This is a genomic window from Desulfovibrio sp. SGI.102 (genome assembly GCF_050314315.1).
Lineage (GTDB): Bacteria > Desulfobacterota > Desulfovibrionia > Desulfovibrionales > Desulfovibrionaceae > Desulfovibrio.
Map to the genome: position 1 here is coordinate 80,500 of NZ_JBNPNC010000003.1, position 24,097 is coordinate 104,596.

The window sequence follows — 24,097 nt, forward strand, 5'->3', positions numbered from 1 at the left end:
TACATCCATAAACGTTTCCAAACCGGGCTCGGACGGGGATCCAGACCGTTCAGATGCCCAAACCAAGGAGTTGCACAATGAGCACGGATGTCAAGAGCATGCATATGGGCCAAATCACGTCCTTCTTCATCCCCACCGTGACTCTGGTCGGCCAGAACTGCTCCACCCAGATTCCCGATCGCCTGAAGAGCCTCGGCGGCAAGAAGCCGCTGATCGTCACCGACCAGGGCATCGTGGCCGTGGGCATCCTGAAGCAGATCACCGATATCCTTGACGCCGCCGGCATGCAGTATGCCGTGTACGACAAGACCGTGCCCAACCCCACGGATAAAAACGTTGCGGAAGCCACCGAAGCTTACAAGAGCAACGGTTGCGACAGCCTGATCACCCTGGGCGGCGGTTCTTCGCATGACTGCGGCAAGGGCGTCGGCTTCGTGGTCGGCAACGGCGGCACGATCCACGACTACGAAGGCGTGGACAAATCCAGCAAGCCCTTCCCGCCCTATGTGGCCGTGAACACCACCGCTGGTACCGCCTCTGAAATGACCCGTTTCTGCATCATCACCGACACCTCCCGCAAGGTGAAGATGGCCATCGTCGACTGGCGCTGCACCCCCAGCGTCGCCATCGACGACCCGGTCCTGATGATGGGCATGCCTCCGTCCCTGACCGCCGCTACCGGTATGGACGCCCTGACCCACGCCGTGGAAGCCTATGTTTCCACCGCTGCCACTCCCATGACCGACGCCTGTGCCGAAAAGGCCATGGAATACATCAACCGCTACCTGCGCCGCGCCGTTGCCAACGGCAAGGATATGGAAGCCCGCGAAGGCATGTGCTACGCCCAGTACCTGGCCGGTATGGCGTTCAACAACGCCAGCCTGGGTCACGTGCACGCCATGGCTCACCAGCTGGGCGGCTTCTATGACCTGCCGCACGGCGAATGCAACGCCATCCTGCTGCCCCATGTGTGCGAGTACAACCTGATCTCCAGCCGCCGTCGCTTTGGCCGCATCGCCAAACTGCTGGGCGAACGCGTGGACGGCCTGAGCCCGACCGACGCTTCGCAGGCTGCCATCAAGGCCATCCGCATCCTGTCCAAGGACGTGGGTATCCCGGAAGGCCTGATCGCCCTGGGCAAGAAGTACGGCAAGGAAGTGAAGGAAGAGGACATCCCCACCATGACCGCCAACGCCCAGAAGGACGCCTGCGGTCTGACCAACCCGCGCATGATGAGCGACGCCGCTGTGGCCGCCATCTACAAGGCCGCCCTGTAGTCCTCGCTGCATAGCTGCATAATGGAGGCCCCCGGGAAACCGGGGGCCTTTTTGCGTTTTGGGCTTTAGCTTGTCGGGCGGCACGACGTGAAATGAAAAACCACCCGCATGGCAGGTGGTTTTGAGACGATGGCCGGAGTGTTCTCAGCTGTTGGAGATGGCACGGACACGGCAGGGCGATATGCCCCGCTGCGGGGGCCTCTGCTTCTCCCGCCGCAGTTTTTCAGAGGCGCATGCCGGAAAAAAGCGGAGAGCAGGGAAGGGGGGCTCTTTGTCCGGCAGGGCTCCCCCTGTGATGCGGCATCACGCGAACATCCCCGGCCGGGCGGCACGGCAGACGGCCCCGGCCACGGCGTCAGCGGCCAGGGCCCCCAGCAGGAGCTCATTCCAGGGGCCGTGCCCTTCGGGCAGGGGCTGCTTGCTGGCCAGCGTGAACACGATATCCCCGTCGAAGAGCATGTGCGCGGGGATGATATGCCGGGCCAGACCGGTGGCGGCCATGCGGGCCAGACGGCTGCACTGGGTCTTGTCCAGGGGGACGTTGGTCGCCACTACGGTGAGCACGGTATTGCCGGCAGGGACCTGTCCGGCCAGAGCGTCCAAAGCCTGCGCATGGGGCACAGGCGTGCCGTCAGGGAAGCGCCCGCCGGCCAGAAAGTTCCCCCGGGCATCGTAGACATTGCCCAGCGCATTGAGGACCACCAGGGCCGCCACCCGTATGCCCTCCCGTTCCAGGCACAGGCTGCCCAGACCGCTCTTGTCCGAAAGATCCAGCGGTTTGCCCGCTGCATCCTGGCAAAGGCAGAACAGGCGGCCGCAGCGGGCCCCGCAGGCTGCCCCCACAGCGCCTTCGGCCAGCGGTGCCGCCGAGGCCGCCCGGGCCGCGGCATAGCCCATGTCCGCATCGGGCAGCACGCCGGGCCGGGCATTCATGTCCAGATCGTAGATGACGGCCCCCGGGACGATGGGGATGACACCGTGCGGCATGGCGAATCCGTGTCCCTGTTCGCGTAAAAAGCGCATGACGCCGTCAGCAGCGGCCAGTCCGAAGGCGCTGCCTCCGGCCAGCAGCAGGCCGTGCACTGTATCCACCTGTGATTCGGGCCGCATGAGTTCGGTCTCGCGGCAGCCCGGGGCGAATCCGGGCACGGCGATGCCCGGCGTGAAGCCCTGCGGGCAAAGGATGGCGGTGCAGCCGGTATGGTTCCGGTCGTCCGTGGCGTGGCCTGCCAGCAGGCCGTCGATGGCGGTCAGGGTGGTATTGCTCATGGGAACTCCTGTGGCGGAGGTTGGCAGCTGCGCCCGTGCAACCATACGGCTGCTGCCGGGAAAGGGCGCATGGGACAAATCTTTCATGTTCACGCGGAAAAGGAAAGCCTCCCTTGTGGGGGATGCGGTCCGCAGTCCGGGCCGTACCGGGAAGGGGAGGACGACAGGCCTTGTGCGGGCCGGTCGCCAGGTACCGGTCAGGAGTGGAGACATTTTCGGAGGAAGGGGCGGACATTTGACAGAAGAAGCCAAAGATCCTCCTGGGCGCATCCCGGTGCCAGAGAACGACAGAGCCCCGCGCGAACGCAACGTTCGGCGCGGGGCTCCTTGTTTTTCGGCAGATGCCGCGGATCAGGCCAGCATGTCCAGGAAATACTGGTGCAGGCGCAGGTCCGGGGTCAGTTCGGGGTGGAAGGACGTAGCCAGCACATTGCCCTGACGCACGGCCACGATGCGCTCGCCGCGGTCGGCATCCAGACGGGCCAGCACCCGCACGCCTTCGCCCACGCGGCTGATGAGCGGCGCGCGGATGAACACGGCCCGCAGGGGCTCACCGGCCAGGCCGTCGATGTGCAGGTCGGTCTCGAAGCTGTCCACCTGACGGCCGAAGGCATTACGGCGCACGGTGGCGTCCAGCACGCCCAGACGCGGCTGGTCAGAGCCTTCGATCTCCTTGCAGAGCAGGATCAGGCCCGCGCAGCTGCCGTAGACGGGCATGCCGTCCAGGATGCGCCGGCGCAGCGGCTCCAGCATGTCCCATTCCACCAGCAGCTTGCCGATGGTGGTGCTTTCGCCGCCGGGGATGACCATGCCCTCAAGGCCTTCCATGTCCTTGAGCTGGCGCACTTCGCAGACATCGGCGCCCAGACGGCGCAGCGCTGCGGCATGTTCGCGGAAGGCCCCCTGCAGGGCCAGGACTCCGATGCGGGCCATGCTACCAGCCCCGCTCCTGCATGCGTTCGGCCGGCGGGATGGTGGAGATGTCGATGCCCACCATGGGTTCGCCCAGGTCGCGGGAGATCTCGGCCAGCAGGGCGTAGTCCTTGTAGTTGGTCACGGCCTGCACGATGGCGCGGGCACGCTTGGCCGGGTCGCCGGACTTGAAGATGCCGGAGCCCACGAACACGCCGTCGCAGCCCAGGTGCATCATCATGGCGGCGTCAGCTGGGGTGGCGATGCCGCCGGCGGCAAAGTTCACCACAGGCAGGCGGCCTTCCTTGCGCACGGCCATGCAGACTTCCAGGGGAGCGCCGTTTTCCTTGGCAAAGTTGGCCACTTCAGCTTCGGGCAGGGAGCAGAGCACACGGATCTCGTCCATGACCTGGCGGCAATGGCGCACGGCTTCCACCACGTTGCCGGTGCCGGGTTCGCCCTTGGTGCGGATCATGGCCGCGCCTTCGGCGATGCGGCGCAGGGCTTCGCCCAGGTTGCGGCAGCCGCAGACGAAGGGCACGGTGAAGTCGCGCTTGTCGATATGATAACGGTCATCGGCGGGGGTCAGCACTTCGCTCTCGTCGATGTAGTCCACGCCCAGGGCCTCAAGGATGCGGGCTTCCACGAAATGGCCGATGCGGGCCTTGGCCATGACGGGGATGCTCACCACTTCCATGATGCGCTTGACGATGGTGGGATCAGCCATGCGGGCGATGCCGCCGGCGGCGCGGATGTCGGCCGGGACGCGTTCAAGAGCCATGACGGCGCAGGCGCCGGCTTCTTCGGCGATCTTCGCCTGTTCGGGGGTGGTCACGTCCATGATGACGCCACCCTTGAGCATTTCTGCAAGACCGGTCTTCAGGCGAATGGTGCCCTGTTCCATATCTTCTACTCCTTCGGCACCGCCGTGCGGTGCGCTAAGTTGCGTGGGGCCGTTTAACGGCCAGAAGCGCGTTATATGCCATATCGTCGTCAGTGACAATAATCCGGGCCCGTCCTGCGCCTTACGGCAGACAGGCCGTGCCCGTCCGGGGGAAGGCCCGGAGCCTGTTCTGACAGGATGGACGGCGGTTTTCCATGTCCGCACGCACAGTCTGCGGTCTGCATCGCCGTTGCGGCAGGTCGGGGTAACGGCAGGCACCGGAAAAGATCGGGGCCTCCCTGAGGAAAAGCTTTTCCATAAATCATGGCGGGGCAGGGGAGCGCCGGAGATGTCAGGGTATGACGGCTTTGGCCTTGCAATCGTGTCCCCCTGTGGCGTATGCTAAAAACTCCAGCTTAACCAAGGATGATACATGTCTGCACTCTGTATCCGTGTCCCCGCCCTGCGTGGTCCCCTGCCCGGAGAAGCACTGCTTTTGCCCGCGGAAGGGTCCTGTCCTGTCTTGCGTCTGTGGCCCGGTCTGCCGGAAGAATTTTCCCGTCCTGCCGCCGGAGGGCTGACGGCGTCCGGCCGTCGTGCCGTGACCGTCGCGGCCCCGGCTCCCGAGGGGCCGTGGCATATGCCGGAGGATCTGCCTTTTTCGCCGCGTGAAGCCGCGGCCTGTCTGGACGACCTCCAGCGCATGGGGGATGCCGCCCTTTCCGGCCAGCCGGTGGGGACTTTGGGCGCCGACGTGGGCCGTGCCCGCCGCAACAGCGCGGAAAGCGCCCTGCGTGCCGGCCTGATGGCCGACGGCACCCTGGAGACGGCCCAGGCCCTGGAAGCCGCCCGCGAAGAGCGGGAAAAGGCCTGTGCGGCCCAGCGCATGCTGCTCTGGAGCTGGCTGCAGGAAGAGCGCCTGGCCGAACTCCAGGCCCTGAGCTCCAGCCTGAGCAGCAGCAATGCCCGTCTGCAGGCCGCACTGGACATGGATCCCGCCGATCTTGACGAGACGGCCCTGCTGGCGGGCGATGCCCGCGACACGGAGGCCGCCCTGGCCACGCTGGCCACCCTCAACAGCCCCGTGCATGTGGACGATTCCCTGCTGCCCGCCTGGCCCCGTCTGCTGGACGCCGTGGTGCGCTTTGCCCCGGCGGACTGCCTGCTGCTGGCCGAGGGCCGCATGCGTCGCGACCTGCTGGACGGTCAGGGCGAGCTGGAGTTCCGGCCCCTGCCCGACGACAGCCCCCTGCGCCTGTGCGATGCGGAAGGCAACGCCGTATCCCTGTTGCAGGCGCGTGCCCCCCTGTGGCGCATCCTCGGGCGTCCGCGTGCGCCCCGCTGCTGCCCCGGCTGGCAGGAAGAACGCACTGTAGTGCTGCGCGGGGACGACTGATGGGCAAACTTTTCCCGCACGGCCTTACCGGCATCATCTTCGACTGTGACGGGGTCATGATCGATTCCCGCGCCGCCAACGCCATCTTTTACAACAAGGTGCTGGCGGCCCTGGGACTGCCGCCCCTGACCCCGGAGCAGGATGCCTATACGTTCATGGCCACGGCTCGGCAGGCGCTGGAATACATCGTGCCTCCCGAGATGCATCAGCGCATGTATGAAGTGGTGCGGACGGAGGTCATCTATTCGCGCGACATCGTTCCCCTGCTGCAGATCTATCCCGGTTACCGGGAATTCCTTGAGCTCGCGCACAGTCACGGCATGCGTCTGGCCGTGCATACCAACAGAACTGCGGAAGGGATGCAAAGGGTTCTGGACTTTTTGGCGTTGCCCTCCTATTTTAATCCTGTAGTCACGGCGACGGAAGCAGCCCCCAAGCCCGCCCCCGATGGTGTGCGGCTGATCCTTGAACAGTGGGGGGCCGATCCTGAGCAGGTGCTTTTTGTGGGCGACAGTCCCAACGACCAGAAAGCCGCCACCGCCGCAGGCGTCGTGTTCGCGGCCTTCGGCGGGGAATTGCAAGGCCCGCTCGCGGCAGCCGGTTATGACGAACTGGCCGGGCTGCTGCAAAATGAATGGGAGTAGGCATGTTTTTTGTACAGAATGTCATCCTGGCCGTGGTCGATTTGCTGGCCATAGTCCTCAATCTGTATTTCTGGGTTGTCATCGTGGCGGCCGTGCTTTCGTGGGTGCGTCCCGATCCCTACAACCCTGTGGTGCGCGCGTTGCGCACCCTGACGGAACCCGTGTTCTACCGGGTGCGGAAATGGTTGCCCTTCACCTATACCAACGGCATCGATTTCTCGCCTGTGGTGGTGCTGCTGGTCATCCAGCTCATCAACCGCATCGTCATCGCATCACTGGCCCAGTTTGCCGCTACTCTGGTGTAGCAGCGGTTTGTCGTAACGGGCGCCATGCCGGGCGCCGAACATCTAACGCTGGAGATTTCTTATGGATCAGCATGAAATTGAACTCATCGAACAGCTACTGCCCACTGATCCGGAGCTGAAATCCCTATGGGAAGACCACGTCATTTACAGCAAGCAGGTAGAAAAGCTGGAAGCCAAGTCTTTCCGTACCCCCACCGAGGAACAGACCCTGAAGCAGCTTAAGAAACAAAAACTTGAAGGCAAAACCAAGCTCATGGAGCTCTTGGATAGCCATCGCGCCGGAGCATAACTGCTGGCGCAGGAGTTGACCCTATGGAACTCACAGGTGCGCAGATTCTCCTTGAATCCCTTAAAAAAGAAGGTGTTGATGTACTGTTCGGTTATCCGGGCGGTGCTGTGATTGATATTTATGACGAGTTGCCGCGGCATCCGGAACTGAAGCATGTTCTGGTGCGGCATGAACAAGGGGCTGTGCACGCGGCTGATGGCTATGCCCGTGCCTCCGGCAAGGTTGGGTGCTGTCTGGTCACTTCCGGACCCGGCGCCACCAATACCGTTACGGGCATAGCCACAGCCTACTGTGATTCCATTCCGCTGGTCGTCTTCACGGGACAGGTCCCCACGCAGCTCATCGGTAACGACGCCTTCCAGGAAGTCGATATCGTGGGCATCACCCGTCCCTGTACCAAACACAATTTTCTGGTGAAGGACGTGCGCAACCTGGCCAAGACCATCCGCCAGGCCTTCTATCTTGCGCGCTCCGGTCGCCCCGGGCCTGTCCTCGTGGACCTGCCCAAGGATATCATGCAGGCCCGTACGGAATTCGTCTGGCCTGAAGATATCTTCATGCGCAGTTACAATCCCACCTACAAGCCCAACCTGAACCAGCTGCGCCGTACGGCCGAAGAGCTGGCCAAGGCCCGCAAGCCCATCATCCTGGCGGGCGGCGGCGTCATCATGGCCAATGCTTCGGAAGTCCTTTGCGAGCTGGCCCACGAACTGAACATCCCCGTGGCCACCACGCTCATGGGCCTGGGCGCCTTCCCCGCCAACGGCGACCTGTGGCTGGGCATGGTGGGCATGCATGGTACCTACGCTGCCAACATGAGCATCAACCATGCGGACCTGCTGGTCTGTGTGGGCGCGCGCTTCGACGACCGTGTGACCGGCCGTCTGCAGGACTTCGCCTCCCATGCGCGCATCGTGCATATCGATATCGACCCCACCTCCATCCGCAAGAACGTGGAAGTGGACGTGCCCGTGGTGGGCGACTGCCGCCAGGCCCTGGAAGGCATCCTGGAGATCTGCCGCGCCAAGATGGCCGATACCGACTGGTCGGGCATGCATGCCGACTGGCTGCAGACCGTGCATGAATGGAAGGCCAACCATCCGCTGGCCTACAACAAGAACGGCCACATCAAGCCGCAGCAGGTCATCGAGACCATGTACTCCATCACCAAGGGCGATGCCATCATCGCCACCGAGGTGGGGCAGAACCAGATGTGGGCCGCGCAGTTCTATACCTTCACCAAACCGCGCACCCTGCTGACCAGCGGTGGTCTGGGCACCATGGGCTACGGCTTCCCCGCGGCCATCGGCGCGCAGTTCGCCTTCCCGGACAAGCTGGTCATCAACGTGGCCGGTGACGGCTCCATCCAGATGAACATCCAGGAACTGGCCACCGTGGTGCAGAACAAGATCCCGGTCAAGGTGGTCATCCTCAACAACGGTCATCTGGGCATGGTCCGCCAGTGGCAGGAACTCTTCTACAATCGCAACTACAGCCATACCAATATGGAGGCCCAGCCCGACTTCGTGAAGCTGGCTGAGGCCTACGGCGCCGAAGGCTACCGCATCAGCAAGCCCGAAGAGCTGGAAGACGTGCTGCGCAAGGCCCTGACCTCGCCCAACCCGGCCTTCATCGACGTCATGGTTGAGCGCGAGGAAAACGTCTATCCCATGGTGCCCGCCGGGGCCGCCCTGGATGAGATGCTCTTGGTGTAGAGGAGGGACGCCATGCAAAGACATGTTCTTTCCGTGCTGGTGGAGAACGAGCCCGGTGTGCTCAGCCGCGTGGCCGGCCTGTTCAGCGGCCGCGGCTTCAATATCGATTCGCTCAATGTGGCGCCTACCCTGGAAGAGGGCGTTTCGCACATGACCATCACCACCTACGGTGACAGCCAGATCCTGGAGCAGATCATGAAACAGCTCCACAAGATCGTGACCGTCATCAAGGTGACGGATTTTGCCGACATGCCCGCCATCGAGCGCGAGATGATGTTCGTCAAGGTGCAGGCCGAAGGCCCCGCCCGCAGCGAGATCCTGCGTACCGTGGAGATCTTCCGCTGCAAGGTGGTGGACGTCAGCTCCAGCGAGATGACCATCGAGGCCACCGGCGACCACGACAAGCTGGACGCCATCCTGAGCCTGCTGCACCGCTTCGGCATCAAGGAAGTGGCCCGCACCGGTTCCGTGGCCATGCGCCGCTCCAAAAAGTGTGAATAGCATCCCCGGCGGCGGGATCGCGGACGGTCCCCCACCGGAAGATGACGGCAAATTTGCCTGAGGGATGCCGTGACGCTTGACATTTGCGCCACGGCATCCCAAATAGAAGTTTCCCCCTCGGGAATACCGAGTATTTTTCCATTGAAAAGGACAAGAGCCATGAAAGTTTACTATGATCAGGATGCCGATCTTTCCGTCTTGAAAAACAAGACTGTGGCCATCATCGGTTACGGCAGCCAGGGCCATGCCCATGCCCAGAACCTGCGCGACTCCGGCGTGAAGGTCGTCGTGGGCCAGCGCCCCGGCGGCGCCAACTACGAGCTGGCCAAGCAGCACGGCTTTACCCCCGTGTCCGCTGCCGAAGCTGCCGCTCAGGGCGACCTGATCATGATCCTGCTGCCTGACGAAGTGCAGGCCGCCGTGTACGAAAAGGACATCAAGCCCAACCTGACTCCCGGCAAGGCTCTGCTGTTCGCCCACGGCTTCAACATCCACTTCAACCAGATCGTGCCTCCCAAGGACGTGGACGTGTTCCTGATCGCCCCCAAGGGTCCCGGCCATCTGGTGCGCCGTACCTTCACCGAAGGCGGCGGCGTGCCCTGCCTGGTGGGCATCCAGCAGGACGCCACCGGTGAAGCCCTGAAGGTGGCCCTGGCCTACGCCAAGGGCATCGGCGGCACCCGCTCCGGCGTTATCGAGACCAGCTTCCGTGAAGAGACCGAAACCGACCTCTTCGGCGAACAGGCCGTGCTGTGCGGCGGTATCTCCGCCCTCATCAAGGCCGGTTTCGAAACCCTGGTGGAAGCCGGTTACCAGCCCGAAATGGCTTACTTCGAGTGCATGCACGAAATGAAGCTGATCGTTGACCTGATGTACGAAGGCGGCCTGTCCCGCATGCGTTACTCCATCAGCAACACGGCTGAATACGGCGACTATGTGACCGGCCCCCGCCTGATCACCGACGCCGTGAAGAAGGAAATGAAGGCCGTGCTGAAGGACATCCAGAGCGGCAAGTTCGCCCGTGACTTCATCCTCGAAGCCCGCGCCAACTATCCCATGTTCATGGCCACCCGCCGCAACGAAGCCAACCACCAGCTGGAGCAGGTGGGCAAGGAACTGCGCGGCATGATGACCTGGCTGAAGAAGGACAAGAAGGACTAGTTCCGCTGTCCGTCATGACGCTCACAAAGGGGGACTTCGGTCCCCCTTTTTTGTTTCGGAGGCCGGGCAGGGGCGTTGAAAAGAAGGCCTGTGATATGGCCGTGCGGGCAGCGACCAGCCTCCGGGACTTCCCGCGGCAAGACAGCGGGAAGGACAGGCTCCGTCCCTGTTCCGGGAGGGAGCGGCCCCGTCCGGCCGATGACCAGTGCATCCCGCTACGATGAGACAAAGGGAGGAAAACTGTGGCACCGGATACGGCATTCTATGACCAGCGCGCGGCCAGCTACGCTGCGGCATCCCATGATATGGACCTGCGGCCCCTGTATGCCCGTTTTCTGCCGCATGTGCGCCCCGGCGGGCTCATCCTTGATGCCGGTTGCGGCTCGGGGCGGGACGCGCTGGCTTTCCGGCAGGCGGGCTTCCGGGTGGAGGCCTTCGATGCTTCGCCGCAGATGGCCCGGCAGGCAGCGCTCCTGCTGGGGCAGGAGGTGCCCGTGCTCTGCTTCGAAGACGTGGCATGGCAGGAGCGTTTCGACGGTATCTGGGCCTGTGCCAGCCTGCTGCATGTGGCCCCGGCGGATCTGCCCGATGCCTTGCGGCGTTTGCAGCGTGCCCTGCGTCCCGGCGGCGTGATGTTCTTCAATTTCAAGTACGGTCAGGGGCAGCGCCACAGCCCGGACGGTCGTTGCTTCACGGATATGGACGAGGCCGGTGTCCGGGCCCTGCTGGATGCGCTGCCGGAGCTTTCCTGCCTGGATATGCGGACAGGGGAGGACGACCGTGCGGCGGAGCTGCGGGAACGCTGGATCCAGGTCCTTGTCCGGCGCATCCCCTCTTCCGATTGAGGCGGCCTGCTCAACAGGCTGACCGGAGGGGAGCGGCGTCCGCCATACCGGCATCTCTATCGCAGCTTCCCCAACAGTCGCCCCTGTGACTTGCAGACGGAAAAAACACCCGCTCCGGCGGGTGTTTTTCGTTTAGGGCAGGGGTTGTCTTATTGCTGCCCGTCGTAACGGCTGCAGCCTGTCACTGCCTGGCCTGTCCCCATCCCGGTGCTTTGTGATCGTCCCTGAGCGACCCGGGCCGCTGCAAAACAAAAAAGTCCATCCGCAAGGCAGATGGACTATAGGGGGGCAGGGTAAATGAGAATGACTGTATGGCGTCATCCAGTCGGCTATATGTCGGCTATATGTAGGCCAGGCGCGGGCTTATGGTGGTCCAGCGTCAAAAAAAGGCCGCGAAAAAAGACTTGAGAACAGAAGTCCATTTCACAGGCGCTTTCGCACGACAAATGAGAACAAAACAGCCCTGCCATGTGTCGTTTTTGACACAAAAGCAGGGCTGTTTTGTTGTTTCTTCTGGCTATGCCACGCTGCTATTTTGCGCAGGCTGATCTGGAGAGACAGAGAGTCGATTTTTACGCTCCTCCAGTCTAGCGACCATTGCTTTAAGTTCTCCGTTTTCTCGTAAAAGCTCTTCTTTTTCTCGATGAAGCTGGCGATTCTCGGCCAATAACTCTTTGCGCTCTTCCCAAAAACGGCGTTTTTCCTCTTCGAATAAGCGCCGCTCATTGCTCAAGAGATCCTGCTCTCTTTTTTGCTCTGAAAGAAGTACCGTATCCGGTCTTTCTTGGTACGCATTTGAGGTTTTAGCTAATTGTCCTGCAGCTTGAAGCTCTTCTATTGGCACACGGAATAAAATGGAAGCTTTTGCAAACCATTTCACTGGAATTCTTTGTCTTTTTTTTACAGACGATAGAGCCTGCTTGGAGTAGCCCAACTTTTCAGCAAGTTCAAAGTCGTAGGATACCCCTGCTAGCTTTTTCATATAGTCTAATGCGGCTTGCGTACTTGCATGTTCCATTTGCTCAAACCTGCAAACAAACCTGCAAATCATCATTGCTAGATTTGTTAATTATACCGCATAGTTACAAAAATAGCAAAAGAAATGAACCTGCAAGTAAATAAATGAGGTTTTCCTTGTTGACTAGTCCTCTTTTGCGTACTAAAAAGAACTTGCGGACGGTTGAAGTTTCAACAGTAAGCAAACCGACTTTATCCGGCCCGTCCCATTAAATCAACGTCCAGGCACGAGCGGCGTTTGGACAGGAGCAGGCCATGAAGCAGCTATCCTTACTTGACGACGTAGTCCGGCTTTCCGGCGTAATGGCGGCCATCAAGACCGCCATGCGTGATGCCGCCGGAGCGCCGGAAGGCGAAGGACGTAAGATGCTTGCCGATCGCCTGAATGAAATAGCACAGCGGGCGGGAATCAAGCTGACGGGCGGCAATACCCTGTCCATCAGTAAAGCCACACTGGACAAATGGCTGGCTCCCTCCGACACGTCGCACCCTCCATCCATCTTGGCCTTGCTGGCCTTCTGTCGAGCCACCGGCAACGTGGAACCATTCCGCGTTGCGGCGCGTGCGTTGGGACTGGATTTGATGACGGAAGAAGACAGGAAGCTCCGAGACTATGGAGCTGCGGTTCTGGAGATGAAGGCGGCGCGTCAACGCAAGCGCAAGCTGGAGGAAGACTTATGACCCGCGAAGAATGCGGACGCCAGCGCTATGAAGTTCGCTATGTAATCCGGGCGATTCTGGATGCACGCGGTCTAAGTATGGCGGAACTGGGAAGGCGTATCGGCGTCACCGCAGAAGCAGTCTCCGCCACAGTGTTGGGTAAGCGGCATAGTCCGCGAGTATTGGAGGCCCTGCGCCGGGAAGGTGTGCCGGAAGAATGTTTATTTGACCCGCGCAAGACGCGCGACAAGGCCGCATAAGGCGACGCGAAGGAAAAAGGCAATGGCACTCAAGGAGGCATATACATCTCAAGCTCTCGCCCCCTTATTGGGACTTACTCGACAAGGGGTAGATGCTCAGGCCAAGTCTGGCGGTTGGCAATTCCGCCCGCGCAAGGGACGCGGCGGCGGGAAGGAGTGGCTTGTTTCCTCCATGCCGGAAGCGACACAGCAGGCCATTCGGACGGCGGAGGAACGCCGGGCGATAGAGGAAGAGGCCGCCAACAGTGCAGCCCTTCCCGCCGTTACCGCATCACAGCTTACTTTTCCTACGGCCCGACAGGCCATCTTTGACGACAAGCGCCGTTACAAGGCGTTGGCAAAGGCCGATCTTCTGGGGCTTTATCTGGACTGGCAGGCAAAGCACGGCAGCACCATCAGACAGAAGCAAGCCTTCATTCTTGCCTATCAGGGCGGTGCATGGGGCAAACTCCTTGCGGAACTCGGCCCGCGCGTAAGCTGGAAAAGCCTGGAACGCTGGAAGCTGGAACAGAAAGAATCCGGCGGCGTCCTGGCTCTGGCCGACAAGCGCGGCCTTGCCCATCGGGGCAAGAGTATGCTCACGGAACGGCACCAGACCATCATCCTGGGACAAATACTGGACGGAGACCGTCAAATCAGCACCTGCGCCCGCATCATACAAGAACGGTGCAAGGCGGAAAATCTGGCCGTTCCCTCGGACGATACCATCCGGCGCTGGATAGCCAACTACTCCAAGACGTGTTTCAGCGACTGGACGTTGTGGCGCAACGGGGAAAAGGCGTGGAACGATCGATGCGCCATATCCATTCTTCGAGACTGGTCGCTGGTAGGCGTGGGCGACGTGGTGATCGCTGACGGCCATACACTCAACTTTGAGACGACAGACCCGGATACGGGCAAGCCTAAGCGCATGACGCTGCTCCTGTTTTTCGACGGCGGAAGCCGTTACCCGCTGGGCTGGGAAGTGATGGCGACGGAAAATGTGGCCTGTATTTCCAGCGCGTTCCGCCGGGCCTGCATCCGTCTGGGGAAATTTCCCCGCGTTGTTTACCTTGACAACGGCAAGGCGTTCAGGGCGCGGTTTTTCGACGGCTGCAAGGACTTTGAGCAGGCCGGATTCCTCGGCCTGTACCGTGACCTTGGCTGCGAAGTCATCCATGCCTGGCCCTACCACGGCCAGAGCAAGCCCGTGGAACGGTTCTTCGGAACCATGCACGAGCTGGAAGAGCTTACGCCGTCCTATACGGGATGGGACATAGCCCACAAGCCCGCGCGGCTGCACCGGAATGAAAAGCTGCACCGCCGCCTGCATGAAAAGCTGGGCCGCCGCCCGCTCACGCTGGAAGAAACGTATGAGTGGCTGGCGTACTGGTTTGAACTGTACGCTTCCCGCCCGCAGGCCACCACCCATTTACGCGGCAGGACGCCCGGAGAGGTGTTCGAGGAAGGTCGGGGGCCGGGCGTGGACATGGAGCGCCTCACGCTGCTGATGCTGCAAAAGGAAGTCCGCACCATCAGTAAGGACGGCATACGGCTGGACGGCCGCCTGTTCTGGCATGAAGCCCTGTTCAACCGCCGTCATCCGGTACTGGTTCGCTATGACTGGCAGCTCTCGCCGTACACGGTGCTTGTGTACGATCTGGAAGGCCACAGACTTTGTGAAGCCCGCGACCGTTACCATTACGGGATTGCCGCCGGTATCCATCCCGCCGCCCGCGCTTTGGGAACGGCGGAACAGCAGCAAGACCTTTCGGACGCCCTGGAACTCAAGAAGCGACAGGAATGCGCGGCCAAGGCCGGAATACGGCAGATGACGGAAACGGTCATTCTCCCGGAAGCCCGGCAGCGGCAGATCACAAGCTTCCATAAGGCCATCCCCGCCACCGAACCCATCAGAAAGTCTCCGGCGCTTTCCGCCACGGAGAAGGCTGCCATCGAAGCCGCCAAGGCCGCCGGTGCTCAGGCCCGCGCGGAACTGGACGCTCCTACCTACGAACCTTCCATTTTCAAGCGGTTCCCGGACGAACCGGCCAGGTACGACTACCTGTTCACGGCCCTTCACGAGCGGGGCGCGGAACTGGTTCCGGAAGACGCGGCGTTCATGGAATATTTCGAGAACACCCCGCAATTCCAGCGCAATTTCAAGCCGCTCTATGACGGCAAGCTGGAGCTGCTGCACAGACAAAGCAATATCGCAACGGCATAGGGAGGCTATATGCGAGACGTGATCATTCCCACAGACGCGACGGCGCGGTTCAACACGGCGGTGGATGCCGTGGTGGACGCGGGCCGGGGAACCAGCGGATTCATCCTTGCCCACGGACAAGCCGGGCGCGGCAAGAGCGTGGCGGCTGACCAGTACCATTACCAGCGCGGGGGCGCATACGTCCGGGTCTGGGAAGGCTGGACACAGGCGGCGTTCCTCCAGCGCGTGCTTTTTGAAGTGCGCGGCAAGAACGGAGATTTGCCCCGCATGAGCGCGGACCGCTGCAAGCAGGCAATCGTGGAACTTCTGGAGCGCGACCGTAAGCCCATTTTCGTGGACGAAGCCGACCGGCTGGCCATCGGGCGCATTGAAGACTTGCGTGACATTCTGGAGATGACGGGCGCGCCCATCATCCTGATAGGCGAGGAAGGTATTTTCGGGCTTTTGTCCGAACGCCGCCGTGTATGGAGCCGTGTAGCCCATGAAGTGGAGTTCGGGCCTATCAGCGCTGCGGAAGTGGCCATGTACGCCATGAAGGCGGCGGCACTGGACATACCGCCGGAACTGTGTGGACGCATAGCGGAACGGGCGGAAGGCGACTTCAGACTGGTGCGCAACATGATGCTTCTACTCGAAAAGGCGGCGAAGGCGGCGGAAAACTTCACGGTGGACGGGCCGATGCTGGACACCGTTATTTCCGCGCGATCCTGGCGGCGCAAGTAGGAGGTGCCATGAAGGAGCTGACTAACGAGAGCATCCGGTACGCGCTGCGGAATTTTGGAAAGGGTGGGGAAGAGATCAGTCACGCCATGCTGTTTGAAGCCTTCGGCCTTACGGAAGAGGGAGACAAGGCCCGTCTCCGTAACCGCATCAACGATATGGCCCGCATGGGCGAGGTCGTCAAAGTCCGCCCCGGAGTCTACACCTACAACTTCGGATACCGTCCCCGCGAAAACCGCAGCCTGCCAGCTATCTGGCGCTTTGTCCGCAAGGCCAAGCCGGGCTGGTGCCTCAAGGAATGCGCTCTCATGGTGCGGGTGGATTACACGCGGGTGCTGCGTTACGCGGCCTGGCTCGAAGAACAGGGATACATCCAGCGCATTGGCCGCAATGGGAAAAATGCGGTCACTTATCGTGGGACGAGCAAGGCGGACATGACCCCAGAGACGCCTTATCCCCCGTACAAGGAAACAGACCCTTTCCAAAAGGAACGCGCGGCGGCGGCCACCATCGCGCGGCTCCTGCTCTGCGCGGATCCTTACGCGAAACGGACGGCGCAGGGCATCACGGAGGCCTGCAAGGTACTGTTGGCACGGTTCGATACGAACCGCACGAAAAACGAGAATGAAGAAACGGAGGAATGATCCATGCTGAAAGAAAACCTTTTGTCCATTCTGGCCGTTCTTGGAACAGTACAGGGAAACGCAAAGGATGAGGAACAGGTCGCCCTGGTGCGCGGCTGCTGCGACAATCTGAGGGCCGCCGCTGAACAGGCGGAGGCGCTGGAAAACAACCTGCATGTGGTGAGTGTGGACTGGACCACGGAAGAAGCGGAAATCGCCGTGCCCGCCATGAATCTGCGGCTGGTTGCACGGGGCATCAAGGTATCGGGAGAGTTCCCGGCGAGGGCTATCCGGGAGGTGATGTAATGGCGCGCATCAAGCCAGACCCGTACATGGTGCTTGACCTGGCGCAATGCGAGGGGGCGCTGGCGGAAATGGCGTCTATTGATCGGAAGCTTTCCGCCATCGAGAACGAGATGCGGGAGAGCGTGGACGGGGCGAAGGCCAAGGCCAGCCAGCTTGCCGGGCCGTTGCAGGCGCGGCGCAAGGAACTGTCGGACGCGGTGACGGTGTACGGCAAGCTCAACCGGCAGGCGTTGTTCCCCAAGAGCAAGAGCCTTGACCTGGGCTTCGGGGTGATCGGCTTCCGGGCCAGCACGAAGATCGTCCAGGTGCGGGGCGTGACGGCGGAAATGACGCTGGAGCGTATGCACCAGTACCACCTTGCGGACGGTATCCGCCTTAAGGAGGAGATCAACAAGGAAGCCGCGCTGGGCTGGCCGGACGAACGGCTGGAGCTGGTGGGGCTGAAACGGCAGCAGTCGGACACGTTCTTTATCGAGATCAACAAAGAAAAGGTGCCTGAAACCGTCTAGGAGGCTGTTATGGGCCGGGACCTGTTCAAGAAAAGCGAGCTGGAGCGCCTGGCGGAAAAGTATGCCCGACTGGTGATGATCAAGCCGTACTACAGGCCGGAATGTATGCCGGACCTGGTGCTCAACAAGGAATGGGCGGCGGCCCGTCAGGACCAGCGGGAGCAGACCAGCCGCTGCATCCGGGACATGGCGCGGGTGTTGCTCATCAAGGCCGGATACAGCCGGAAGATCGTGTACCGGAACATTCCGTAACCACAGGAGGAAGTATGACAAAGCAGGAACTTATCAAGGCCGTGACACAGACCGTGCGCACGATGGATCCCCAAAGGAACGTGACCGCCGTCATGGTGGAAGCCGTGCTGGACGCCCTGGTCGATGTGACCGCAGCGGAGCTTTTGGGCGGCGGAGAAATTTCGCTGCCCCGGCTGGGCAAGTTCAAGAGCAAGGCGGTGGCGGCCCGCAAGGTCCGTAATCCGCGAAACGGCGAGATCATGGAGATCCCCGCCGGGAGAAAGCTGGTGTTCACCGCCTGCAACGATTTGAAAGAGGCCATGAAGCCATAAAAGCGAAACCGCCCGCCCACTTCCAAGGGCGGCGCGGTCGCCCGGCGGTGGTGCGCAGGGCCTGACGAGCAGCCATGAGCAAGAAACACTATCAGCGAGGCAATCCGGGATTGAACCCGGTGCGCAAGGAATTGGAGGCCGTGATCGGCATGGGATACCGCAGTCATCGCGTTTTTGAGGATTGGGTGGGGCTGATGTTCCACGCCTTCCAGCGTGACGACCCGCCGTACCTGGAGATCATGGGCGGCTACCGCAACACGGCTCCCAGGGGCCAGCGGGAAGCGGATCATTTTGCCACCGCCACGGCCTGCCTGCTGGAGTACATGCGGGCGACCAATGAGGAAGTCCTGGGGCCGCTGTATGAGGAATACGCGGCGAACCACTATACGGGCCAGTATTTCACGCCCTCCGCCGTGGCGCGGCTGATGGCCAGCATCACGCACACCGCGCCGCCGGAAACAGGCCGCTTCAAGGTGCTGGATCCGGCCTGCGGGGCCGGGGCCTGCCTGATCGCGGCGGCCAAGGAACAGACGTTCGAGCAGAATTGCCGGGCCGTTTTCGTGGGCCAGGACATAGACCTGAACTGCGCGCGCATGACGGCTTTGAATTTGATGTTCTTCAACTTGGACGGCGTGGTCCTGTGGGGCAACCACCTTGCCCTGGAAGTGCGCGGCGCCTGGGAAACGCGCCGGAGCCTGGTTTGGGGCGGGAGCATTCGGCCCTGGGACAAAGATCAGGCGGAAACGTGGCTGCGCGGCCATTTTGCCGGGCCGGAAACGCCGCCCGAACCGAAGAGGATCAAGGCGGTGTGTGTCAAAACTGACACAAAAAAGGGGTTAAAAATCGAGCAACTTTCGTTGTTCTGAATACACCAAAAGGAGATGTGTCCATGCAAGTTGTAAGAACTGAAACTGAGATTGCCCGCGTGGAAAATTGGGCTGTGGAAGGCATTGACGAAAGCACCCACTATCCCGGCATGAGCTATGAACAGGGGATTGTGGATGTTTTGGCATGGCTGCGGGGCGACAACGATACGGCCCCGGATGAAGAATAACCTCAAGCGAAACGGCCCCACATGGGCCGTCGCCGGAACGTGGCGGTTCCGGCCTGATGAGCAGCCAAGAGATAGCGTAATGACAGAGGTAATGCCCAAACTTCCGCATACGGAGCGGGACGGAAAAATCTTCATCGGCGAAGGCGTGAAATTCGAACGCATCCGGCGGATAACCGGCTACCTGGTGGGCACCGTGGACCGCTTCAACAACGCGAAACGTGCCGAGGTGGCGGACCGCGTGAAACATGCCGTGATGAGGTGAGGCCATGCGACTGGACAAGCGGCAATTCTGTGCGTCCGTGAGCGTGCGCCACGGGGAACATCGGGCCAAAATGGAGCTTTCCCCGGCGGAGCAGTACGGCGGTCCGGGGGGCCTTTACCGCGTGCGGGTGGCCCGGCGCTGGCTGGACCTGGACAACGGCGAGATGCGCTTTGTGACCCGTGACGTTTTGGCCGGGATAGTGGCGGATATTGCCCTGGGCAGCTTGAACGATCCTGATCCGGCCCCCGACATTCCCTGCGGGTCCCGCGTGTCCGTGCGGCGCGCTGACGGCTTTTTTGAAGGGACGTGGACGAACACGGAACCGATCCTGGACTATGCGGGCCGCTGGATGGTCAGCGTCTCGTTGGAAGGACAGCGCGTGTTCGTCCCGGTGGAAAACATCATCGTACACAAGGAGCGTCGCCGTGGATAAGCAAAAGATGCGCCTGGGATTATACCGAAAGATCGAGATCGCCCGCAAGCAGCTTCCGCAGATGGATGAGGAAGCCTTCCGGGCCTTGCTGCGTGGTGAGTTCGGGGTGGAGAGCCGCAAGGACATGAACATCCACCAGCTTTCCCGGCTGGCGCAGCTCTTTGCCGAAAAGTACGGCGTGGCCTATACCGCACCCGCCAAAAGCCGCAACAGCCGGGTGACGCCGCACAGCCGCCCGGACTGGATAGAGATCACGGATTCCATGCCCTATGCCGCCGAAAAGCGGCAGATCCTGTCCATCTGGCGCAAGCTGGGCTATTCCATGAGCAGCCTGGACACGCGCTGCAAGCGGGAGTTCAACGTGCCGTTGTTCGTCTGGATGCAGGACGGGGAACAGGTCTGCCGGCTGCTGTCCGATTTGCAGCGCCGGGAAAAGGCGTTCGAGCGCAGACGGCTGAGCCATGACGGCCAGTGAACTGAAAGACGCGGTGCTGGCCCGGTATCGGAGCGTGTACGCCTTTTGCCGGGCGCACCCTGAGATCAAGCGGGCCACGGTGTACCTGGTGCTTTCCGGGCGGTATCCGGGAAAATGGAACGAGCAGGCGGCGAAGATCCAGGCGGCGCTTTCCGAGGCCGGGGAAAGCCCCCGTGCGCAGAAAGTGACGCCGGATGTGGTGGGCAAGGCGTTGCAGGAAATACGCTGTTCCCACTGCCGCCGTCTTGACCGCAGGGAGTGCCTTTCCTGCCGGGAACAGACGGAACGAGAAAGCGAGGAGCTGTTTTTCAGGTTGTTTCAAGGGGGATGAGCATGTCGAAAGCACGAATACAGGAGATTGTGACGCTGACCAAGGAAGGCTGGCGCCCCTACGACGCGGAGCCCGACCGCAGCGTGTACGAAAAGCTCGGCTGCCCGCATGTCTTGCGCGGCAATGCCCGCAAACCGTTCTGGTTCGTGCGGGACGACGTGTTTTGCTGCATCGGCTGCGCGGACCACTGCACGCTGAAACGCCCGGCGGGCTTCCCCCTCCCGCTGCCCATCCGTTACCCCCGCGTGCCCGCCGAACAGCCCTATACCCTGACGCCGCAGGAAATGGTCAACAAGCACGATATATTGAACGTCCGACAGGCCGCGTACTGCCTGAATGTCTCGGAACGCACCATCTACAACTACATTGCCGAGGGCAAGCTGATCCGGCTCAAGGAAAGCCCTGTCCGTGTCCGCTCCAAGGAAGTGAAGGAGCTTCGCGGCAATTTTGACGAATAAAAAAGGTTCGCATAGCGCGCCTCCTTTCCAGGCATACGACGGCCCGTCATGGCATGATTGCTATGACGGGCCGTTTTCACGTCCGGTCTGTTTCCTCCCTTCCCCGCCGGATCCCTTCCGGCGGGGAGCCTTGCAACGAACACGGAAAGGAGCACGTTCCATGAAAAAACTTCTCTGTAATCCCCGTTATCTTCTGGCTCTGTTCACGCTGTGCGGCCTTGTGCTGCTGGCTGGCCTTCTGCTTGTTTCTCCCGTCCAGGGGCCGGTGGTGGCCTACAAGCTGGCGCTGGTGGTTGTGGCGGCCATCGTGGGCATGATCTTTGACTTTCTGGCCTTTCCGTATGCGCTGCCGTCCTCCTATCTGGACAAGGACTGGCGGAAGGAGCCCGACGCTACGGGCGAAGACGGCAAGCCGGACTTTCCCATTGCCATCGGCTATTTTCGTCCGTTCTGCGCGGCATTGCTGCGTCGCGCCGTCATTATCGCGGCCTTTGTCGTGGCCGTGGCGCTGGGGCTGTAGCATGGATGGCCGGATCAAAAAATGCGCTTGGCGGCTGGCAGAAATAGCTCTCTCCGCGCTGGAGATTATGGGAACGGCCTTTCTTTGGGGCGCGGGGTTGCTGCTGGCGCTTTTGCTGGTTGCCAACCTGGCCCACGCCGCCGACGTGACGATCCCCCGCGCGGCGCAGCAGTACCGGGCAACGCTTGTCCGGGCGGCCCATGCCACCTGGGGGATGGACGCGCCGGTGGCCGTTTTGGCGGCACAGATCCATACGGAAAGCTGGTGGCGCAACGACACCGTTTCCCAGGTTGGAGCGCGGGGCCTGGCACAATTCATGCCCACCACGGCCCGCTGGCTGCCTTCCGTGGCCCCGGAAACGGGAAAGCCGGAACCGTTCAATCCCGGCTGGAGCCTGCTGGCGCTGTGTACCTATGACAAGTGGCTGTGGGAGCGTGTGGCCGGGCATTCCGACTTTGAACGCATGGCCTTTACGCTTTCCGCGTATAACGGCGGGCTGGGCTGGGTGAACCGCGACCGCAAAAAAGCCCGCGCCCTGGGCGTGGATGACCGGCGCTGGTTCGGCGCTGTGGAAAACGTCAACGCCGGGCGCGGCAAGGCAGCCTTCCGGGAAAACCGCAACTATCCCCGGTTGATCCTGAAGGAACGACAATACGCCTATATCAAGGCGGGCTGGGGGCCGGGTGTGGAAGATGAGGCGCTGTTATGATGCTCCGGCTGATCGGCATAGGGACCGTGTGCGCGCTGGTGGCTGTTTCCTACGCGCTGTTGCTTACCAAGGGCGCGCTGGATACGGAACGGCTGCATCATGCGGCCACAGCCGCCGAACGGGACCATTGGCAAACGGCTGCGGAAACGTACCGGCAGGACGCGGAAGCCCAGGCGGAAAACGCCCGGCTGTGCCTTGCGCGGGAGGCGAAAGCCGCGCTTGACCTGGCGGAACGTGAGGCCATCGTGCGGCAGGCAAAGCCCCACGTCCGGAGCGCTGAAGAAAAGGTGGTGGACGATGCAACGCGCCGTCGTGCTGTTCTGCGTCTCAATCGTCCTTTGTAGTTGCGGCTGTGGCCAGAAACAGGCCGCGCCGCTCATTCTCAACTTGCCTGACTGCCCGGCGCCATCGGTACCGGTCCTGCCGGGACTGGACGCCACGGAGCCGCTGGACAGCCCGGCCAACCTGGCCCGCCTGCTGGACAGGGACGACAGGATCCGGGCCTACATAGACGGCCTGAACGCGGCCCTGCGCTGTGAGCAGGCACGGGGGAACCATGAATGATGTGTCCGCCGCCGTGAGCGCGGCTTTGCCCCTTATAGAATCGCTGTTCGCGCTGGGCGTGCCCGGCATCCTGATCTTGCTGGCCTCCATCCCCGCGCTGGCCGTGGCCCTGGTTTTCATCTTGGATTACCGGCACGGCAGGCGCATCGAGCGCGTGCTTGCCGCTTACCGGCAGGATACGCAGGAAGCCTTGCAGACCATAAGCGAAAAGCACGAGGCCATCCTGCGGGAGATGAGCGCCAAGCACGAAGAAACGGCGGAATTTTACCGGAAGAACGTCACGCTGGTAAAAAATTACGAGCGGATGAACGACACCCTGCAAACCCTGGTGGTGAACAATACGCGGGCGGTCGAGCATCTATCCACTATCATTGAAACAAGGAACAGGGCATGAGCAGACAGGATGAGATCGGCCAGAGGGAAGAACTGCGCATTCGACGCCGGAGCATTGAAGCGGAGGTCTCGAATACCCGCGACGCCATCCGGGACGTGCTGCCGCTGACAGCGGACGCGGCGGACCTCGATTCCGAATATGTGGTGCGTCTGGCCATCAAATTGAATGAACGTGTGCAGGAATTGCGCGGCGTGAACAAGAAAATTGCCATACTGGAACGGGAATTCGGAGAGTGGCATGGGCTGGGAGCATGAGCCGGGCACCGTCTGGCAGGCGCAGGAGCTGTATTGCCTGGACCGGATGTCGTTTGAGCGTGTCGCCGAAGTGACGGGCGTGGCCACGTCCACGCTGAAACGCTGGGCGGACAAGTATCGCTGGCGGGAGCGCCGGGAAGAACTGGCGCAGGTGGAAAGCGAGATACGCTTCAACACCATCATGGGTCGCAAGGCCATCCTGCAACGCCTGCTGGAAGCGGAGGACGGCAAGGAAGCCTCGCAGGTAGCCTTTGCCGTGGCCAGCCTGGAATCCCTGGCGCTGAAGCAGGCGGAGCTTGCGGCGGCTGGTAAGCTGCCTGCGTACACGGAACCCGACGTGCGGCCCCAGATCGCCACCCAGGCGGACGCCGTGGCCGCGCTGCGTGAAGCCGTGCGCAACAAGGTGGGCATGGCGCTGTCCGACCCGGAAAAGATCAATGCCGCCACGGTGCAGGACGTCAAGCGCTGTCTGGAGCTGTTGGGCGAGCTGGAAGCCCGTTTACCCAAGGAAACGGAAGAGACGCGGACCAAGGCGCTTTCGCCGGAGAACGCGCAGGCCATCCGGGAGATCCTGGGGACCTC

General features: G+C 61.8%; 36 protein-coding genes and 2 other RNA genes. 34 read left to right on the plus strand and 4 right to left on the minus strand.

Features of this window, described 5'->3' with window-relative positions; genetic code table 11:
• Positions 1-77: 77 nt before the first annotated feature.
• On the plus strand, positions 78-1,277 hold the full coding sequence (locus ACQRCJ_RS01535) for an iron-containing alcohol dehydrogenase (RefSeq protein ID WP_168934485.1): 1,200 nt from the start codon (positions 78-80) through the stop codon (positions 1,275-1,277).
• A gap of 303 nt (positions 1,278-1,580) precedes the next feature.
• Here the strand turns inward: ACQRCJ_RS01535 and ACQRCJ_RS01540 are convergent, their stop codons facing one another.
• From ACQRCJ_RS01540 to pdxS, 3 genes are all read right to left on the minus strand, one after another.
• Complete coding sequence (locus tag ACQRCJ_RS01540) at positions 1,581-2,546, minus strand: P1 family peptidase (protein WP_168934484.1); 966 nt, start codon at positions 2,544-2,546, stop codon at positions 1,581-1,583.
• A gap of 351 nt (positions 2,547-2,897) precedes the next feature.
• Entirely contained in the window at positions 2,898-3,479 is a 582-nt protein-coding gene (pdxT, locus tag ACQRCJ_RS01545; protein WP_204625162.1) for a pyridoxal 5'-phosphate synthase glutaminase subunit PdxT, read from the minus strand.
• A gap of 1 nt (position 3,480) precedes the next feature.
• The gene (gene pdxS, locus ACQRCJ_RS01550) at positions 3,481-4,362 is read right to left on the minus strand and encodes a pyridoxal 5'-phosphate synthase lyase subunit PdxS (RefSeq protein WP_006009534.1); all 882 of its coding nucleotides are present in this window, start codon (positions 4,360-4,362) and stop codon (positions 3,481-3,483) included.
• Positions 4,363-4,774: 412 nt separating this feature from the next.
• Between pdxS and ACQRCJ_RS01555 the strand changes: the two genes are divergently transcribed.
• The 8 genes from ACQRCJ_RS01555 to ACQRCJ_RS01590 all read left to right on the plus strand — a co-directional run bounded on the left by ACQRCJ_RS01555 (position 4,775) and on the right by ACQRCJ_RS01590 (position 11,197).
• Positions 4,775-5,737 (plus strand): hypothetical protein, encoded by a 963-nt coding sequence (locus ACQRCJ_RS01555; RefSeq protein WP_168934482.1) that lies wholly within the window; start codon positions 4,775-4,777, stop codon positions 5,735-5,737.
• Positions 5,737-6,381 (plus strand): HAD family hydrolase, encoded by a 645-nt coding sequence (locus ACQRCJ_RS01560; RefSeq protein WP_168934481.1) that lies wholly within the window; start codon positions 5,737-5,739, stop codon positions 6,379-6,381. Before ACQRCJ_RS01555 ends, ACQRCJ_RS01560 begins: the two co-directional genes overlap by 1 nt.
• A gap of 2 nt (positions 6,382-6,383) precedes the next feature.
• Complete coding sequence (locus tag ACQRCJ_RS01565) at positions 6,384-6,686, plus strand: YggT family protein (protein WP_040369507.1); 303 nt, start codon at positions 6,384-6,386, stop codon at positions 6,684-6,686.
• Between the two features lie 61 nt (positions 6,687-6,747).
• The gene (locus ACQRCJ_RS01570; RefSeq protein ID WP_168934480.1) at positions 6,748-6,975 is read left to right on the plus strand and encodes a DUF465 domain-containing protein; all 228 of its coding nucleotides are present in this window, start codon (positions 6,748-6,750) and stop codon (positions 6,973-6,975) included.
• A gap of 23 nt (positions 6,976-6,998) precedes the next feature.
• Positions 6,999-8,690 (plus strand): biosynthetic-type acetolactate synthase large subunit, encoded by a 1,692-nt coding sequence (gene ilvB / locus ACQRCJ_RS01575; RefSeq protein WP_168934479.1) that lies wholly within the window; start codon positions 6,999-7,001, stop codon positions 8,688-8,690.
• A gap of 12 nt (positions 8,691-8,702) precedes the next feature.
• Positions 8,703-9,191 (plus strand): acetolactate synthase small subunit, encoded by a 489-nt coding sequence (ilvN, locus tag ACQRCJ_RS01580; RefSeq protein WP_168934478.1) that lies wholly within the window; start codon positions 8,703-8,705, stop codon positions 9,189-9,191.
• Positions 9,192-9,350: 159 nt separating this feature from the next.
• Positions 9,351-10,352: a ketol-acid reductoisomerase gene (gene ilvC, locus ACQRCJ_RS01585; protein ID WP_006006284.1), complete on the plus strand. Its 1,002-nt coding sequence runs from the start codon at positions 9,351-9,353 to the stop codon at positions 10,350-10,352.
• Between the two features lie 242 nt (positions 10,353-10,594).
• On the plus strand, positions 10,595-11,197 hold the full coding sequence (locus ACQRCJ_RS01590) for a class I SAM-dependent methyltransferase (protein WP_303933545.1): 603 nt from the start codon (positions 10,595-10,597) through the stop codon (positions 11,195-11,197).
• Between the two features lie 517 nt (positions 11,198-11,714).
• Here ACQRCJ_RS01590 and ACQRCJ_RS01595 read toward each other — a convergent pair.
• Positions 11,715-12,215, minus strand: a complete 501-nt coding sequence (locus ACQRCJ_RS01595; protein ID WP_418237254.1) for a helix-turn-helix domain-containing protein — start codon at positions 12,213-12,215, stop codon at positions 11,715-11,717.
• A gap of 254 nt (positions 12,216-12,469) precedes the next feature.
• On the opposite strand from ACQRCJ_RS01595, the gene ACQRCJ_RS01600 reads away from it, so the two are divergent.
• The 25 genes from ACQRCJ_RS01600 to ACQRCJ_RS01720 form a co-directional block, all read left to right on the plus strand.
• On the plus strand, positions 12,470-12,895 hold the full coding sequence (locus ACQRCJ_RS01600; RefSeq protein WP_204625936.1) for a hypothetical protein: 426 nt from the start codon (positions 12,470-12,472) through the stop codon (positions 12,893-12,895).
• Positions 12,892-13,134: a helix-turn-helix domain-containing protein gene (locus ACQRCJ_RS01605; protein ID WP_072331489.1), complete on the plus strand. Its 243-nt coding sequence runs from the start codon at positions 12,892-12,894 to the stop codon at positions 13,132-13,134. The genes ACQRCJ_RS01600 and ACQRCJ_RS01605 overlap by 4 nt, the downstream gene beginning before the upstream one ends.
• A gap of 22 nt (positions 13,135-13,156) precedes the next feature.
• Positions 13,157-15,340: a Mu transposase C-terminal domain-containing protein gene (locus ACQRCJ_RS01610; RefSeq protein WP_427799210.1), complete on the plus strand. Its 2,184-nt coding sequence runs from the start codon at positions 13,157-13,159 to the stop codon at positions 15,338-15,340.
• A gap of 9 nt (positions 15,341-15,349) precedes the next feature.
• A complete protein-coding gene (locus ACQRCJ_RS01615; protein ID WP_204625938.1) occupies positions 15,350-16,063 on the plus strand; it encodes an AAA family ATPase in 714 nt (237 codons plus the stop codon).
• Between the two features lie 8 nt (positions 16,064-16,071).
• Positions 16,072-16,704, plus strand: a complete 633-nt coding sequence (locus ACQRCJ_RS01620; RefSeq protein ID WP_427799211.1) for a hypothetical protein — start codon at positions 16,072-16,074, stop codon at positions 16,702-16,704.
• A 3-nt stretch (positions 16,705-16,707) separates the two neighbouring features.
• A complete protein-coding gene (locus ACQRCJ_RS01625; RefSeq protein WP_278337451.1) occupies positions 16,708-16,989 on the plus strand; it encodes a hypothetical protein in 282 nt (93 codons plus the stop codon).
• Positions 16,989-17,498, plus strand: a complete 510-nt coding sequence (locus tag ACQRCJ_RS01630; RefSeq protein ID WP_419008616.1) for a host-nuclease inhibitor Gam family protein — start codon at positions 16,989-16,991, stop codon at positions 17,496-17,498. Before ACQRCJ_RS01625 ends, ACQRCJ_RS01630 begins: the two co-directional genes overlap by 1 nt.
• A 9-nt stretch (positions 17,499-17,507) precedes the next feature.
• The gene (locus ACQRCJ_RS01635) at positions 17,508-17,750 is read left to right on the plus strand and encodes a hypothetical protein (protein WP_419008617.1); all 243 of its coding nucleotides are present in this window, start codon (positions 17,508-17,510) and stop codon (positions 17,748-17,750) included.
• A gap of 14 nt (positions 17,751-17,764) precedes the next feature.
• Positions 17,765-18,061, plus strand: coding sequence for an HU family DNA-binding protein (locus ACQRCJ_RS01640; RefSeq protein ID WP_419008618.1), 297 nt, complete (start codon positions 17,765-17,767; stop codon positions 18,059-18,061).
• Positions 18,062-18,139: hammerhead ribozyme type II (locus ACQRCJ_RS01645), an RNA gene on the plus strand.
• Positions 18,136-18,927, plus strand: a complete 792-nt coding sequence (locus ACQRCJ_RS01650; protein WP_419008619.1) for an N-6 DNA methylase — start codon at positions 18,136-18,138, stop codon at positions 18,925-18,927. The genes ACQRCJ_RS01645 and ACQRCJ_RS01650 overlap by 4 nt, the downstream gene beginning before the upstream one ends.
• A 23-nt stretch (positions 18,928-18,950) precedes the next feature.
• A complete protein-coding gene (locus ACQRCJ_RS01655) occupies positions 18,951-19,115 on the plus strand; it encodes a hypothetical protein (protein ID WP_204625944.1) in 165 nt (54 codons plus the stop codon).
• A 4-nt stretch (positions 19,116-19,119) separates the two neighbouring features.
• Positions 19,120-19,185, plus strand: an RNA gene (locus ACQRCJ_RS01660) — hammerhead ribozyme type II.
• A 21-nt stretch (positions 19,186-19,206) separates the two neighbouring features.
• Positions 19,207-19,377, plus strand: a complete 171-nt coding sequence (gene nrdD / locus ACQRCJ_RS01665; protein ID WP_419008620.1) for an anaerobic ribonucleoside-triphosphate reductase — start codon at positions 19,207-19,209, stop codon at positions 19,375-19,377.
• A gap of 4 nt (positions 19,378-19,381) precedes the next feature.
• On the plus strand, positions 19,382-19,810 hold the full coding sequence (locus ACQRCJ_RS01670) for a hypothetical protein (RefSeq protein WP_419008621.1): 429 nt from the start codon (positions 19,382-19,384) through the stop codon (positions 19,808-19,810).
• Positions 19,803-20,285: a phage protein GemA/Gp16 family protein gene (locus ACQRCJ_RS01675; RefSeq protein WP_419008622.1), complete on the plus strand. Its 483-nt coding sequence runs from the start codon at positions 19,803-19,805 to the stop codon at positions 20,283-20,285. Before ACQRCJ_RS01670 ends, ACQRCJ_RS01675 begins: the two co-directional genes overlap by 8 nt.
• Positions 20,272-20,616 carry a hypothetical protein gene (locus ACQRCJ_RS01680; RefSeq protein WP_427799212.1) on the plus strand — a complete coding sequence of 115 codons (345 nt, stop codon included), beginning with the start codon at positions 20,272-20,274 and terminating at the stop codon, positions 20,614-20,616. The genes ACQRCJ_RS01675 and ACQRCJ_RS01680 overlap by 14 nt, the downstream gene beginning before the upstream one ends.
• Positions 20,617-20,618: 2 nt before the next feature.
• The gene (locus ACQRCJ_RS01685; RefSeq protein ID WP_427799213.1) at positions 20,619-21,074 is read left to right on the plus strand and encodes a helix-turn-helix domain-containing protein; all 456 of its coding nucleotides are present in this window, start codon (positions 20,619-20,621) and stop codon (positions 21,072-21,074) included.
• Between the two features lie 160 nt (positions 21,075-21,234).
• On the plus strand, positions 21,235-21,594 hold the full coding sequence (locus tag ACQRCJ_RS01690; protein WP_419008624.1) for a putative holin: 360 nt from the start codon (positions 21,235-21,237) through the stop codon (positions 21,592-21,594).
• A gap of 67 nt (positions 21,595-21,661) precedes the next feature.
• Positions 21,662-22,303 carry a transglycosylase SLT domain-containing protein gene (locus ACQRCJ_RS01695; RefSeq protein WP_427799214.1) on the plus strand — a complete coding sequence of 214 codons (642 nt, stop codon included), beginning with the start codon at positions 21,662-21,664 and terminating at the stop codon, positions 22,301-22,303.
• Complete coding sequence (locus ACQRCJ_RS01700; protein WP_308599160.1) at positions 22,300-22,647, plus strand: hypothetical protein; 348 nt, start codon at positions 22,300-22,302, stop codon at positions 22,645-22,647. Before ACQRCJ_RS01695 ends, ACQRCJ_RS01700 begins: the two co-directional genes overlap by 4 nt.
• Positions 22,601-22,867 (plus strand): hypothetical protein, encoded by a 267-nt coding sequence (locus tag ACQRCJ_RS01705; RefSeq protein WP_308599161.1) that lies wholly within the window; start codon positions 22,601-22,603, stop codon positions 22,865-22,867. The genes ACQRCJ_RS01700 and ACQRCJ_RS01705 overlap by 47 nt, the downstream gene beginning before the upstream one ends.
• A complete protein-coding gene (locus ACQRCJ_RS01710) occupies positions 22,860-23,261 on the plus strand; it encodes a transcriptional regulator (RefSeq protein ID WP_427799215.1) in 402 nt (133 codons plus the stop codon). Before ACQRCJ_RS01705 ends, ACQRCJ_RS01710 begins: the two co-directional genes overlap by 8 nt.
• Positions 23,258-23,515 carry a hypothetical protein gene (locus ACQRCJ_RS01715; protein ID WP_308599163.1) on the plus strand — a complete coding sequence of 86 codons (258 nt, stop codon included), beginning with the start codon at positions 23,258-23,260 and terminating at the stop codon, positions 23,513-23,515. The genes ACQRCJ_RS01710 and ACQRCJ_RS01715 overlap by 4 nt, the downstream gene beginning before the upstream one ends.
• Positions 23,499-24,097: hypothetical protein (locus tag ACQRCJ_RS01720; protein ID WP_419008627.1), on the plus strand; the 599-nt coding region annotated here is incomplete at its 3' end. The genes ACQRCJ_RS01715 and ACQRCJ_RS01720, both read left to right, overlap by 17 nt.